Origin of the sequence: Caproicibacter sp. BJN0012, from assembly GCF_035986805.1 — a bacterium.
GTDB lineage: Bacteria > Bacillota > Clostridia > Oscillospirales > Acutalibacteraceae > Caproicibacter.
Window position 1 is genome coordinate 819,076 of record NZ_CP142518.1, and the last position, 14,728, is coordinate 833,803.

Consider the following 14,728-nt stretch of genomic DNA (forward strand, 5'->3'; position numbering starts at 1 on the left):
AATGATATGAGGTGATACTGTATGTACCGTGTTGCCATGGAAAACCTTCTGATCTGGAAGCGCAAGAAAAATAAAAAGCCCCTCATTATCCGAGGGGCGCGCCAAGTCGGCAAGACCTGGCTGATGAAGGAATTCGGAAAGACCGCCTACAAAGAGACGGTCTATATCAGCTTTGACAATAACAGCCGGATGCAGACGCTTTTTGACGGTGACCTCAACGTTGAGCGGATCATTACCGGGCTTGAGCTCTATGCCGCTCATAAGATTGACGCTGAAAATACCCTGCTTATCTTTGATGAAATCCAGGAGGTACCCAAGGCACTGACCTCCCTGAAATATTTTAATGAAAACGCCCCGCAGTATCAGATCGTTTGTGCCGGCTCCATGCTTGGCGTGGCGCTGCATCAAGGAACATCGTTTCCCGTAGGAAAGGTGGAATTTCTCGATCTTTACCCCTTGTCCTTTTTCGAGTTCATGCAGGCTATGGGCAAAGAACAGTATGTGAAGCTCCTGCAAAATAGTGATTTTGAAATGGCTACGACATTTAAACAGGAGTATGTGGATCTGCTGAAGCATTACTATTATGTCGGCGGTATGCCGGAGGTCGTACTGAACTTTTCGGAGAACAAAGATTTTAATGAGGCCCGTGAAATTCAGCAACGCATTCTATCCGCCTATGAACAAGATTTTTCAAAACATGCTCCCAATGAAGTGGTTCCGCGTATCCGGATGCTGTGGAACAGCATTCCTGCCCAACTTGCCAAAGAAAATAAAAAGTTCATTTACGGCCTGATCAAAGAGGGTGCCAGAGCCAAGGAGTATGAACTTGCCATGCTCTGGCTGACCGATTGCGGGCTTGTCCACAAGGTGCAGCGGGTCATGACACCAAATTTTCCGTTGAAAGCTTATGAGGACTTGAAAGCCTTTAAGCTGTTTCTAGTAGATATAGGTCTTCTATCCTGTATGACGGGGTTACGCCAGCAAACGCTCTTGGACGGGAGCGATTTGTTCAAAGAATTCAAGGGCGCGTTGACAGAGCAGTATGTTCTTCAGCAGCTTAAGACATTGAAAGATGTCCAGACTTATTATTGGACCGCTGAGCGCGGTATGGCCGAAGTGGATTTCATCATTGACAACGGCAGCGACATCATTCCCATTGAAGTCAAGGCCGAGGCCAATCTGCAGGCCAAAAGCCTGAAGGTCTACCGAGAAAAGTTCCAACCCAAACTGTCAATTCGCACGTCCATGGCGGATTACAAGAAAGAAGACTGGCTGTTGAATCTGCCGCTTTGGGCGATTGAAACGATTTAATTAAAGAACGGTCCTTGATTCAATCAATACTGTAATAGTAGTGCTCTTCATAATAGCAATCAAATGGCGAGTATCCACTGATTTGCAGACGCATTTGGCTAGATTTTTAGCCTATTTCGCCGTAACAAGCATTAATTTAATCATAAGCACTATACCATTCATTTCTCCTATATGGTTCCGTTGTTTTCCAGCTTAAGGAGGAGGCATTTCAGATGAACAATAATCTTGGCAGCATATTCACTGCTTTAGACATTAGTCCCGAAAATGGATTGGCAATTAAGGATTCATTATCTGATATGACAATATATCAAAAATTATTTTTTAAACAAGTTCAGGACAAAATTGGTATTGATGCAGTATATTTTTTACGCGATCCGGATGGAATTCCCAAGATTCCACTGATTTATTTTTCTGCTATGGATAAATATGATGCTGATAAAGTAGCGACTTTGCATCGTTTAGCATGGAACTTAGGTGAGGCCCCTCTTCTATTTGTAGTAACACCTGATGAACTAAAGATATTCAACAATTACAAAACGCCTCGAAAAAAAGATGGAAGTTTAGACCCCAAAGCTGGTCTGATTAGAACAATAAAATTGGCTACGGATTTAGAATCTCAACGTCAGCAGTTAATACATTACAACCGTATCCAACTTGAAAGTGGCGATTTCTGGCGCACAAGCAATATACGATTTGACAGCAAAGCACGTGTTGATGTTACACTAATGAACAACTTAAAAATAATGCGGAGAACCCTAATTCAAAAAATTAACAAGAGATTAAATAAAGAACAGCAAAAAAACATTAATGTTATTTCTATTGTCCACGCTTTGCTTAGTCGTTCCATTTTAATAAAATATCTAGAAGAAAGGAAAGATTCAAATAGTGATTCAGTTTTTCCAATCGGTTTTTATTCTCAATTTCTTGATCAAGCTAACTGCTATACAGATGTATTGACTAGCAAAGAAGCGACCTATAGATTATTTGATTGCCTAAAAGATAAATTTAATGGTGATATGTTACCGTTAGTTGCTGATGAATTAGACATTGTTAACGAAGATGATCTAAAAATGCTTCGCTTGTTTCTGTTGGGTGATACAGAACTTGAAAGTCAACAACTAGCATTATGGCCTCTTTATAGCTTTGATGTAATTCCAATACAACTAATTAGCAGTATTTATGAACTGTTTTTTCATTTGTCAGATAATGATGATGATAAGGGAACCTACTACACACCGCTTCATTTAGTAGATATGTTAATGGACGAAGTGTACCCATGGGAAGGTGCATTTTCACCAGTAACTTTTTTGGATCCTTCCTGCGGCTCTGGGATTTTTTTAGTTGAAGCATATCGTAGATTAGTTTGTCGGTGGATGCATAGCAATAGCAAAACATCAATTTCAAATAATGAATTAACAGCGCTGTTGGAGAATTGCATATTTGGTGTTGATCTTAATGAAGAAGCGGTTAGAGTTGCATCGTTCAGTTTGAGTCTCGCTATATGTGATTTCCTTGACCCTAAAAGCATATGGGATTCCCTTTCATTTCCAAATCTGACTCAAAAGAACTTATTTATAAGCGATTTCTTTGACAAGGATGCTGTATTCAATACGCATAATTATGATATAGTTATTGGCAATCCGCCTTGGCAAAGTCAAATGACTGAATTGGCGGATCAGTACATTAATGAACATAAGAAAACGGTTGGGGATAAACAAATAGCCCAAGCGTTTTCGTTGAAATGCTCCGATATTTGTAAAGACAATGGGATAGTGTGTTTATTACTGCCAAGCAAAGGTTTTCTTTTCAATAGGTCAAATAAAAGCAAAAAATATCGCACTGATTTTTTTAATGCTAATGACGTTATAGTAATTATTAATTTTTCCATATATAGAAAATTTCTTTTTGATCATGCTAGCGGGCCAGCCGTAGGGGTTATTTATAGACCGCATAAAAATGTTGACAACGTCCCAATCTTTTATTGCACTCCAAAGCCTCTCTATACAATAGAAGATATACGGAAGTTTACAATAGAGCCTAACGACATCTGTAGGATACCAAGGGATATTGTTAGCGATGATCGCATCTGGAAAATTGCAATGTGGGGTGGGCCTAGAGATCTTGAGCTAATAGATAAAATACAAAGCAGTTTTTGCACACTTAAAAAATTTTTAGGTGATTTTGGCATGAAAAGCGCCGAAGGATACAATATTGGTAATGGAGCCAAGACATGCAATGATTTTATTGGGATGCCACACATTACGGTGGATAATTTTGGAGAATACTATATCTCTAAAGAAGATTTACCTCAAGTTGACTTTAATAGATTTCAGGTTTCAACTGATAAAAATCGTGAGGTTTACAAGGCTCCTCATTTGATCATTAAGCAAAGTCATAAAAAAACACACTTTTTATCCGTCGTGCTGGATTATGACGCGCTTTTTAACCATAGCTTTTTGGGTATACATGGAGATGCTGCTCTACTCAAGTATCTTAGCCTGATTATTGGTTCAAAAGTTTTTTCGTACTATCATTTAATGACAAATAGGCGTTGGCTCGTGGAACGGGATGAATTGGAGGCAGGAGACATAAGAACAACCCCAATTCCTAAGCCCACCACACATCAGTTGGAACAAGCCATGGCGATTTATGATAGCATTTCTTCTGGTGAACCAGAAGAAATCCGCGACGAATACGTATATAATCTTTATAATCTTGAACCATATGAAATTTTGATTGTAAACGATGCAATTAATTACTTGTATGATTACTTTACTGCAAAAAATAAATCTTTTGTTTTCTCTCGGCCAAATGAAGGTGACTACATTCAGTATAATAGTACCATTAATATGATACTTCAAAACACTTTTGGTAAGAGGGTAATACAAACCAGCCAGTTTTTTGTAGGGCAGTCTCCGTTATCAGTTTTACTATTATCGCTTGATGGCCCCCCTGGTGATACTCCTAAATGGAATAGAGATAATGTTGCAATCCAGAGTTTACTACACAGATTAGATGAAATGTTACTTGATAAAAGGCAGAATGTATTTATTCGCAGAAATGTTCGTGTTTATGGGAAAGACTCGATCTATATTATTAAACCTACCCAAAAAAAGTATTGGAACTATTCTGCAGCATGCAGGGATGCTGATGAAATTTTCTCAGATATAATGAAAGCTTGGAGGTGTGATAATGAGTAGTATAAGGTCCATCACTGCCTCAAACCCAGTTCCTATTGACTTAGTAAATAAAATTGGTATAGATGGCGTGAATGAAATACTTGCAGTCTTATGGATGGGATATGAGGAGCTAAGAAAAGATCCATCTACTGTGATTTCAGTATCCACCGAGGAAGACGATATTACGCAAGATTGGTTTGTGAAGATACAACGTATATGGGATGCACGAAATCGTGCCACGTGTATCTGTCTTAACCAATTAGTACCGCATCACCAGTATGCAGACAGTACATTTAAAAAAGCTAAAGGAAGGAAATCCCCAACTATTGATTTTTGCTTTAGAGATTGGGATACGGCTAATAGCTATTTTGGGGCAGAATGCAAAAACCTATATACTCTTAACCTTCCCAAAATTAAGCGCTATATTGAAACAGGCATATGCAACTTTACTTCTGGACGTTATGGTTCACAGTCCTCTCAAGCTTCTATGATTGGATACGTGCTTTCTGGCAATATACCTGATATTGTAGAACAGTTGAAAAAAGAGTTATTAAAAGAAAATCCCACTACGAACATTACTAGAACAATGTCGGCAACGGAACCACAATATAGAAGCATACATATGAGAAAGTCAGACGGGGTCCGCATAACTATTCATCACTTATTCTTCAATTTTGTCGTATAATTATTTTTGTATACAAAAAGCACTAGAGAGTATAGCAAACTATCAAAATAACCAAATGGGCGCGTCGGAGAGGTAAGTAACCGCAAGGGAGGAACAAGCGAGCTTGTTACCGGATCAGCAACGAACAGAAAGCCTATCTACGGTGACAAGACAGGCCTTTTACTGGGCGAAAACGATTAAGCGATAGCACCCTGTTTTGATAAAGCACCGACCTGGGATGAGCTACTTGGCCACAGGAGAGATAACCCGGTGAAACTGAAAAGTTGTAAAAAATTGAAACTTAATAGTCCCAATACTTCCACCATCATCCCCCAATTATGTTTTGTACTAATAACAAGCGCAATATTAGCACAAAGCAAAACATAGTACTCCGAATAAGGATTTATCTGAACAGGAAGCCGTTCCATTCCGGAACGGCTTCCTCAGTATCAGGCTTATTCCCTTCAACAGCTGGGATGAATGGCCGCTTTTATTTTTGTCAGCCTCATCGCTTACATTAGGCGCGCTCGGATACATAGGAGCGGGAAATGCCGAGCTTCTGAGCCACCTCCCGCTGGGTCAGCGGCTCAATGCCGTCCAGGCCGTACCGGAGGCGGATAATGGTCCTCTCGCGGGGGGACAGCACATTGTCTATGTATTTTTTCAGCTGTTCGGACTTCATCTTGTAATCCAGATTGTCAAGGATATTGTCTTCCGTCGCCATAATGTCGATCAGAGTAAGGGTGTTGCCGTCTTTGTCGGTGTCGATCGGTTCGTTGATGGAAATATCCTGCGCGCTTTTTTTGGAGGAACGAAAATACATCAGGACTTCATTTGCTATTCTCCCGCTGTGGAATCTCCGCCGTCGGCAGTGGCCTCGGGGCCGGCGCCGAACAGACAGATGCTGACCGTTTCCCCGTCCCAGACAACGCGGTCGATCAGGGAGCGCAGCGCGCAGCGCTTTTCATCGACGGTCATGGAGCCGAAAGCTGACGAAAAGGAACGAAGCGCGTCCGCTGCCATTTCAATTTGTTCGTCCGGCAGAAAGCGGATTTCCGCCCGGTCTTTCAACTGCTGAATTCCCGCTTCAAGGGAATCTTCTTTTTCCTTCCATTCGTCGATCTGCCTGATGATGTACCGGCTTGCGGCGCTGCTTCGGCCTTCCGCGAGAGCGGAGACGAGGTTTGAAATTGCTTTTTCCGCGTTTTGGATGGACTGGTTCAGCCGTTCCAGCTCTGTGTCCAGATCATCCCTGTCCTCCTTCAGGGCCTGACAGCAGGCTTTCAAATGCTGAAGAAAAGCGGAGCCGTCCTCCGGAAGGCTGATGATTTCGGAGCAGACGGCCTGATCGAGAGAATTGCCGTTGATATTCGGAACGGAACATTTCCGGCCCCGGCTTTTTTCCTTGAGCTCGCACAGGTAGGTGTAGACCGGCTCTCCATCCCGATTTTTCCGCCGGGTCAGCTTGGGACGCAGGTAGGAGCCGCATCTCCCGCATCGAAGCAGCCCGGAAAGCAGAGCGGTGTTGTTCTTTGGTTTGCGGTAGGATTTCGACTTATTCCGTTCCAGCATCTTCTGCACGCGGATCCAGTCCTCCCCGGACAGGATCCCCTGGTGCCTGCCGATGGCGACGATCCAGTTGGACATTTCCCGCGCCCGGTTCGCTTTGCCGTGCTGCTGAAGCGTCTTATTGTAGGCCATGATGCCGTGACTGCCGTCAAAGTCTTTCTCCGCCGCGCAGAGCTCGGCGCCGGAACCTGCAAAATAGCGATAGGCGTCCGGATCGGCGGCCATGTAAACGGGGTTCTCCAGAATGTTTTTGATTGCGAACCGGGTATATCGCTTCCCGGTTTTTGACGGAATGCTGTTTTGGATCAGGAACGTTTCCACCTGGGTCAGGGAATCCGTTTCCAGGAATTTCTGAAAGATCAGCCGGACCGTTTTGATTTCGTCGGGCTGAAAGACCAGCCGAAAGGCCCTGCGGGTCTTTCCATCTGAGGCGGCCTTCTCGATTGGCTGGGACCGGTATCCCGTCGGCGTTGTTCCTCCCAGCCAGCGGCCGGTCTTGGCAAGTTCCCGCATGTTGTCCCGGATCCGCTCCGCCGTTGTTTCCCGCTCCAGCTGTGAAAACACGGAAGCGATATACATCATGGCGCGCCCCATGGGCGAAGCGGTGTCAAATTGCTCCCGGATGGAAACAAAGGAGATCGACAGGGAACCCAGTTCTTCGATCAGTCCGGCGAAATCTCCGATATTGCGGCTGATCCGGTCAAGACGGTAGCAGACAAGGATGGAGAATTTTTTCCCCCTGGCATCCGCCATCATTTTTTTAAACTGCGGACGGTCCGTGCTGCCGCCGGAGAAACCCTCGTCCTCATAGACGAGGAGGCTGTCTTCCGCCGTGCCGTAATTCTGCGCGATATACTGCCGGCAGAGCTCGATCTGGTTTTCAATGCTCTCGCCTTTTCCTGTAAACCTCGACTTGCGCGAATAGATCGCGATCCGCGTTTGAACCTGCTTTTCCATCTCTCCCCAACCTCGCCCGTTCCGTACTTTATTCCAGTATATCACGGCCTGAAGTCACAGCCGGTCGAGAAACGGGGACGGCTGACGGGCGGAAATCCGCACGGAGAAGGGGGGAGGGCGCCGCCCCAACCGGCTTCGTTGCCGGTTGGATCAGGAAATTTCCTTCATGAGGATGTGGCAGATCATGTCGGACGCTTCGTCGATCCGGTCCGCACAATTGCTCAGGTGCCGGTACAGCTCGCGCATTTTCAGGATATATTTGATATCGTCCCCCATCAGCAGAGCGGCCACGGAGTGGCGGTAGATGGATTCCACCTTGTTTTCACACTTTTTCGCTTTGACGGCGCACTGAACCGCCGCTTTCGGCTTTTTTTCCATGCAGCACACCGCGTTGTGAATGTTCACGCTCGCATCCTTTAAAACGGCGATGAATTCGGCCAGTTCAGGACTTTGGCCGATCTGATAGATTTCCATTTCCTTTACGGTCGTCTTGTAATAGTCGAGAATGTCGTCCAGCGATTTGGAGAGCATGTAGATGTCCTCCCGGTCGTAGGGGGTGATAAAGGTGCTGTCCAGGCCCTGCACCAGCTCGAATCGTTTCCGGTCCGCCTGCTCCTCCAGGGATTTGACCTCATCCGCATCGTCGGGGTTGAGGCTCTGCACATAGGAGTCAAGCGCACGCACGGCTTTCAGGATATACTCCGACTGCTCCCGGAGCAGTTGGAAAAAATCGACGTTGCAGCCGAAGATCTTCAATAATTTCATGTGCGTTTACCCTCCTATTCTGTGAATGATCCAGTAAAACACGGAAGAAATGAAAAAGGAAGCTGGAATCGTGATCAGCCACGCGGTCAGCATGTCTTTCGCGTAGAGCCAGCCGACCGCGTTGGGCCGGTCGGCCGCGCCGACGCCGAAAATGGAGGAATTCACGATTTGCGTTCCGCTTACGGGAAAACCCATGACCGACGCCCCGGTGATGACGAACAGGGATGAAATCTGGGCGCTCAGGGAGTGCAGCGACTTGACGTTGTAGATTTTCGTTCCAACGCTGTTGATCATTTTCATCCCGCCAAGCACCAGGCCGAGAGAGATGGTCAAAGCCGAGAGCAGCATGACGTTCTGTGACGCCCTGAATTCGGAGGAGCCGGAAAAGGCCATCAAAAGCAGGGCAAGAACTCCAATCCCCTTCTGGGCGTCGTTTGAACCCTGAAAGGCGTTGCTCAGAATGCAGGTGCTGGCCTGCATTCCTTGAAACATCTTTTTGATTTGTACGCCGCGGCCTTCAAAAATCACTTTATTCAGCTTGAAAATAAAATATCCGAAAATAAATCCGATGATCGGCGATGTGAACAGGGGGAGAAGCACGCTGAGCAGAAGCCCCCTGACATTGATCACGGAAAACCCGAACTTCATCACAAACGGCCCCAGCATCCCGCCGACGATCGCATGGGACGAGCTGGAGGGGATTCTTATGATCCATGTGACGATATTCCAGACGATTGCCCCTAGCATTGCCGCGGAGATCATTTCCGCGGTCCCGCCCGGGTTTTTCAGAATCGGGTCGACATGGAACAGGCCGAACACCGTGCTTTCCGCGACCTTCGTTCCCAGCAGGGCGGTGCCGAAAAACTGGGAAAGAAAAGCGAGCGCGAAAATAAACGGGACGTTCAGCGAACGCGAGGCGATGATGGTGGCGATCAGATTTCCCTCGTCGTGAAAGCCGGTGATGAAGATATAGAGAAAAATCAGGAATACGGCGCTATAAAAAAATACAATGATAATCGCCTCCTAAAAATATTTCATCTGACAGTCCCGCCTGCAGAAGAATCCCATCCGGGGGGTGGAGCGGATGGCCGGAGGGCCGTCATTCGACGTCCTTTGTCGCGACCAGATCCACGCCGGTTCCGGCGACGTCCGGCCGTATGACATCGCCGATATGGACAGGCGCGGGTATCGTGATGTCCTTTATGCCGCGGATCACCTCGAAAATTTTCTGTTTCGGGACGTCCGTCCGGGTCTTGCAGGAGACGGTCGCCGCGCCGGTGATGCTTCCGGAAACCCGGACCGTGCTGGTCACGATGCGGGTCGGGTTTGTCACTTCCTTGCGGGCGTAGGCATCGCCGCGCGGGCAGGTGTTTCCTGTGACGGAAACGATGTTCCGGCCGTCCAGCTCCACCGTGACCGGGCAGCCCAGCGGACAGCCAATGCAGATCAAATTGCGCTTTTCCATGATAAAATCACACACTTTCCACGCAGATCCTGATCTTGGAAAGACCGGGGTGGTCTTCGAAATTTTTTCTGGTCAGTACAATTTCCTCCATCTCGCCGGGGGCCATTACGGGGCGCCTGCGGTGAATGATGCGGTCCTCTCCGAAGTAGACGCTGACGGCCTTGTCTTTGATGACGCCGCCGACCCGGAAGCGGACCGTGAGTTTTTCCGGCATGCGGGAGGGGTCGATGGTGCAGGGCACGGTATAGCGGGGGCCTCCTGAGGTTTCGATCGGGATTTCCCGGCGAACAGCCTCCGCTCCGCCCGCAGCCGCGTATCCGGCCGCGGCCTTGCCCGCGGCTGCGGCCTCTTCACTGACATAGTCCACCAGGTCGTGAACGTGCAGTACGTTTCCGGCGGCGAACACGCCGGGGATGCTGGTCTCCAGGCTCTCGTTGACGCACGGGCCGTTTGTGACGGAATTGATTTGCACGCCCATTCCCCGGCTCAGCTCGTTTTCGGGAATCAGGCCGCAGCTCAGCAGCAGCGTGTCGCAGTCGTAATGCTCTTCCGTGCCCGGGATGGGTCTGTGGTTTTCGTCCACCTTGGCCAGCGTGATTCCGCTGACGCGCTCCTTCCCTTCGATATCCACGACGGTGGTGCTCAGCTTCAGCGGGATATGAAAGTCGTCCAGGCATTGGACGATGTTGCGCTTCAAACCGCCGGAATACGGCATTAGTTCCGCCACGGCCAGAACTTTCGCACCCTCCAGCGTCATGCGCCGCGCCATGATCAGGCCGATGTCGCCGCTGCCGAGGATGATCGCGCGGCGGCCGGGCAGGTAGCCCTCGACGTTGACCAGGCGCTGCGCCGTGCCGGCGCTGTAGATGCCCGCGGGGCGGTAGCCCGGGATGTTCAGCGCGCCGCGGCTGCGCTCCCGGCAGCCCATGGCCAGGATAACGGCTTTTGCCTGAATGTCGATCAGGCCGTCGGAGGGGTTCACAGCGGTCACCACCTTTTCGCGGGTGATGCCGACCACCATCGTGCCGAGCTTATATTCGATCTTCCTTTTGCGGACCTCGTCGGCGAACCGTTGGGCGTATTCCGGGCCGGTCAGCTCTTCATGGAAGGTGTGCAGGCCGAAACCGTTGTGAATGCACTGGTTCAGAATGCCCCCCAGCCGGGAGTCGCGCTCCAGGATCAGAATGCCGCGCGCGCCGGCGTCGCGGGCGGAAACTGCCGCGGCGAGGCCGGCGGGGCCGCCGCCGATGATGACGATATCGTATTGTTTCATTTGGCATTCCTCCTCACAGTACATCCTTGTTGGCGCCTACGATCAGGTTGGACGCGCCGCCGCATTTTGTAATTTCGGGCTGGGGGATTCCCAGCTCGCGGGCGAGAATTTCCATGGTGCGCGGGGTGCAGAACCCCGCCTGGCACCGGCCCATCCCGGCCCGGGTGCGGCGCTTGACCCCGTCCAGGCTTCTGGCGCCCAGCGGGCGGTGGATCGCGTCCAGAATCTCCCCCTCGGTGATCATTTCGCATCGGCAGATTAGATTGCCGTACTCCGGCTTTTCCCGGATGAGCTGCTCATATTCCTCACGGCTGAGCCTGCCGGGGTCCAGAACGCCCTTGCGCACGCCGTTAAAATCAGGATTCGGCTGTAGCTCCAGCTTGCCGCGCAGCAGGTTCGCCACCATTTCGCCGATCGCGGGCGAAGAGGTCAGCCCCGGGGACTCGATGCCCGCGCAGTTGATGAAGCCCGGCGCGTCCGGGGCCTCGCCGATGATGAATTCATGGCGGTCCTCGTGCGCCCGCAGGCCCGCAAAGCTGGTGATGACCTGGCGGATCGGCAGATTTTTGACCATTCTACCGGCTTTCCCGATCAGTTCCTGCAAACCCTCGGCGGTCGTGTTGTTCCCTTCGCGGTCGGAAATATCGAAGGCGGTCGGGCCGATAATCGTATTCCCGTGCACGGTGGGGCTGACCAGAACGCCCTTGCCGTATTTTCCCGGAAGCTGAAAAACCGTGTGCCTAACAAAGCCGCCGGTTGATTTGTCAAGCAGGCAGTAGTCGCCGCGCCGCGGCGTAATATGGATTTTGACCCCGCTGACCAGATTGTTGAAAATATCGGCATAAACGCCGGCGGCGTTTACGATATATTTCGCCGCCAGCGGCCCCTTGGAGGTGCTCAGTTCCCAACCTCCCTTGACGGGCCGCAGATTTTTCACTTCCGTATTGAACCGGAATTCCACGCCGTTCGTGCAGGCGTTTTCCGCCAGAGCGATCGTCAGTCCGAAGGGACACACGATGCCGCCGGTCGGAGCGTAAAGAGCGGCGACCGCTTCCGGCGCGACATTGGGCTCCATGGCGCGCAGTTCTTCCCGGTCCAGGATCCTCATTCCCTTAACGCCGTTTGCAAGGCCGTTCCGGTACAGCTCGGTCAGGCTGGGCCGGTCTTCCCCGCGCAGCGCGGTGACAAGGGAACCGTTGCGGCGGAAGAGAAAATCCAGTTCCCTGGAAAGCGGCTCCATCATTTCGTTTCCGCGCACATTCAGCTTTGCCATCAGGCTGCCTGCCGCTGCGTCAAAGCCGGCGTGAACGATCGCGCTGTTTGCCTTGGATGTGCCGCAGCAGACATCCTCGCATTTTTCAACGACACAAATTTCGGCGCGATAGCGTGAAAGTTCCCTCGCTATGGAGCAGCCGGATACGCCGGCTCCGATAATTACAATATCGTACACAAAATGACAGCTCCTTTTCCTGCAAATTACAAGGCCATGGATGGCGGATAATAAAAGAACCGAACAGATTCCGCCGCCCCGTATGAAGCGCAGCGGAATCCATTCGGTTCACGCATTTCTCCAGCTCGTCGTGAGACCGGTATCGAATTGAAATCCCGAAAATACTTACATTTCCCAGATTGCCTGATTGGTTGTTGAAATGGCTACGGCGCCGGCTTCCAATGCGGCAATGACGTCCTCCTTGTCGGCGATCAGCCCGCCGGTCAGAACCGGCACGGAAACAATGGAACAGACTTTGCGGATCGTTTTCGGCATGGTTCCCGGCAATACGTCGATAAAATCCGGATGGGCGGATTCCAGCTTTTCCAGGCTGGAAAGAGCGATGGAGTCCAATACGAATACGCGCAGGATGGAATTCATATCAAGCTCTTTCGCGCGGTGAATAAAGGTCTGCCGTGTGGAAATGATTCCGTCCGCCTGCGTGCTGTGGTGAATGAAATCGACGGCCACTTCCTTATTGGAAAGCCCGATGATCAGGTCGACATGCACAACCGCAATTTTGCCGGCGGCTTTTAAGCGGCGGACGATCCCGGGAATATTGCAGATATCCCCGTAAAGGACAAAGACAATTCGGATATTATCGCAGACAAGGCATTTTTTCAGGCCGTCGTCATCTTTAATTGCCGCGATGATCGGGTTGGCAACGACAGCGTTCACAAAGGCGGCGGTATCCAATCCGTTCAGAACTCCTCCCCTGGAACCAGCCGCAGCGAAGAACCAGAAAACAAAAAAGAGTAACGCAAACGAACCGAATTTACATTCCGTTTGCTTTACCCCTGCTCTGATCTCTGAGGCTGTGCTGGCACGAATTATGTACTGCATATTTTAATTGATTTCTGTCATTTATCCTAACACTTTCCTTTGGGAAAATCAACCGATAAAAATAAAATCATCAAATAGCACAATGAAACGGAAAATAGTTTGTAAAATTTAACAAAATTTTTCATGAAAACAAATTTTTATTTGACAAATACACCATGGAGGTGTTAAAGTACTGACAGCGCCGTAAATATCGGGCAACAGAATGCGCCTTAAGAGAAAAGAGCAGGGGCGACAGGATCAGGGAGAAATCCCTCAAATTCTGTCAACCTCTGCTTTTTGTTTACCCTTTTCCCCGCCGGAAAAGGCGGTCGCGCCGGTTCCGGCTTCGGACTATTCCTGCATGCCGCAAAACAGGGAAGGAGGAACATGTTTGGAGAACAGGATGGAGCTGCTGCGGAGCACGCGGCTGTTCGTGCTTGATCTGGACGGCACATTTTATCTTGGCGGCCGGATCCTTCCCGGCGCGGCGGATTTTCTGCGGGCGGTGAAACGGACGGGAAGGGATTATTTGTTCTTTACCAATAATTCGTCGCGTTCTCCCGGGGACTATATCCGCAAACTCGCCGGGATGGGCTGTCCCATCACAAGAGAACAGATTATGACCAGCGGCGACGTGACGATCCGTTACCTGAGGACGCATTATCCCGGCAGGACGGTTTATCTGGTGGGCACGCCGCCTCTGATCGAGAGCTTCCGCGAAGCGGGGATCCCGCTCACGCAGGAGCAGCCGGATCTTGTCGTTATGGCGTTTGACACCACACTGACCTATGAGAAACTTTCCAACGCCTGCACTTATATCCGCAACGGAGCTTTGTTCCTTGCAACGCATCTGGACATCAACTGTCCCACGGAGACGGGATTTATCCCTGACTGCGGCAGCTTCTGCGCGGCCGTCAGCCTTTCCACCGGGAAGAAGCCGAAATATCTGGGCAAACCGTTCGCGGAGACCGTCGAAATGATTCTGGATCAAACGGGTTATGCTCCTCCACAAATCGCTTTTGTCGGCGACCGGCTTTATACCGACGTGGCGACGGGCGTTCAGAACGGGGCGAAAGGGATCCTGGTGATGACCGGCGAAACCCGGCCCGAGGACCTGACAAAATCAAAAGTTATTCCGGACGGTGTATATGCTTCATTGGGAGAGATGGGGCAAATTCTTCTGAAGCTCTAAGATTTTTGGCAACATAAACATATTTCGTTATTTTTTATAAAA

General features: G+C 49.6%; 13 protein-coding genes. 4 read left to right on the plus strand and 9 right to left on the minus strand.

The window, feature by feature from the left end; genetic code table 11:
* Window positions 1–21: 21 nt before the first annotated feature.
* From VA597_RS03935 to VA597_RS03945, 3 genes are all read left to right on the plus strand, one after another.
* Entirely contained in the window at window positions 22–1,311 is a 1,290-nt protein-coding gene (locus VA597_RS03935; RefSeq protein ID WP_326975235.1) for an ATP-binding protein, read from the plus strand.
* A gap of 212 nt (window positions 1,312–1,523) precedes the next feature.
* The gene (locus VA597_RS03940) at window positions 1,524–4,511 is read left to right on the plus strand and encodes an HsdM family class I SAM-dependent methyltransferase (protein WP_326975236.1); all 2,988 of its coding nucleotides are present in this window, start codon (window positions 1,524–1,526) and stop codon (window positions 4,509–4,511) included.
* Complete coding sequence (locus VA597_RS03945; RefSeq protein WP_326975237.1) at window positions 4,504–5,175, plus strand: hypothetical protein; 672 nt, start codon at window positions 4,504–4,506, stop codon at window positions 5,173–5,175. Before VA597_RS03940 ends, VA597_RS03945 begins: the two co-directional genes overlap by 8 nt.
* 176 nt (window positions 5,176–5,351) lie before the next feature.
* Here the strand turns inward: VA597_RS03945 and VA597_RS03950 are convergent, their stop codons facing one another.
* The 9 genes from VA597_RS03950 to VA597_RS03990 all read right to left on the minus strand — a co-directional run bounded on the left by VA597_RS03950 (window position 5,352) and on the right by VA597_RS03990 (window position 13,515).
* A complete protein-coding gene (locus VA597_RS03950; protein ID WP_326975238.1) occupies window positions 5,352–5,582 on the minus strand; it encodes a hypothetical protein in 231 nt (76 codons plus the stop codon).
* 89 nt (window positions 5,583–5,671) lie between these two features.
* Window positions 5,672–5,977, minus strand: coding sequence for a sigma-70 family RNA polymerase sigma factor (locus tag VA597_RS03955; RefSeq protein WP_326975239.1), 306 nt, complete (start codon window positions 5,975–5,977; stop codon window positions 5,672–5,674).
* Between the two features lie 14 nt (window positions 5,978–5,991).
* Window positions 5,992–7,680 (minus strand): recombinase family protein, encoded by a 1,689-nt coding sequence (locus tag VA597_RS03960; RefSeq protein ID WP_326975240.1) that lies wholly within the window; start codon window positions 7,678–7,680, stop codon window positions 5,992–5,994.
* Between the two features lie 150 nt (window positions 7,681–7,830).
* Window positions 7,831–8,445: a DUF47 domain-containing protein gene (locus VA597_RS03965; protein ID WP_128741767.1), complete on the minus strand. Its 615-nt coding sequence runs from the start codon at window positions 8,443–8,445 to the stop codon at window positions 7,831–7,833.
* Window positions 8,446–8,451: 6 nt separating this feature from the next.
* Window positions 8,452–9,462 (minus strand): inorganic phosphate transporter, encoded by a 1,011-nt coding sequence (locus tag VA597_RS03970; protein WP_128741768.1) that lies wholly within the window; start codon window positions 9,460–9,462, stop codon window positions 8,452–8,454.
* Between the two features lie 82 nt (window positions 9,463–9,544).
* On the minus strand, window positions 9,545–9,910 hold the full coding sequence (locus VA597_RS03975; protein WP_128741769.1) for a DUF1667 domain-containing protein: 366 nt from the start codon (window positions 9,908–9,910) through the stop codon (window positions 9,545–9,547).
* A gap of 7 nt (window positions 9,911–9,917) precedes the next feature.
* Window positions 9,918–11,183, minus strand: a complete 1,266-nt coding sequence (locus VA597_RS03980; RefSeq protein ID WP_128741770.1) for an NAD(P)/FAD-dependent oxidoreductase — start codon at window positions 11,181–11,183, stop codon at window positions 9,918–9,920.
* 13 nt (window positions 11,184–11,196) lie between these two features.
* Window positions 11,197–12,633: an NAD(P)/FAD-dependent oxidoreductase gene (locus VA597_RS03985; RefSeq protein ID WP_128741771.1), complete on the minus strand. Its 1,437-nt coding sequence runs from the start codon at window positions 12,631–12,633 to the stop codon at window positions 11,197–11,199.
* A 165-nt stretch (window positions 12,634–12,798) separates the two neighbouring features.
* Window positions 12,799–13,515: a glycerol-3-phosphate responsive antiterminator gene (locus VA597_RS03990; protein ID WP_442872787.1), complete on the minus strand. Its 717-nt coding sequence runs from the start codon at window positions 13,513–13,515 to the stop codon at window positions 12,799–12,801.
* Between the two features lie 370 nt (window positions 13,516–13,885).
* On the opposite strand from VA597_RS03990, the gene VA597_RS03995 reads away from it, so the two are divergent.
* On the plus strand, window positions 13,886–14,686 hold the full coding sequence (locus VA597_RS03995; RefSeq protein ID WP_442861472.1) for an HAD-IIA family hydrolase: 801 nt from the start codon (window positions 13,886–13,888) through the stop codon (window positions 14,684–14,686).
* Window positions 14,687–14,728 lie beyond the last annotated feature (42 nt).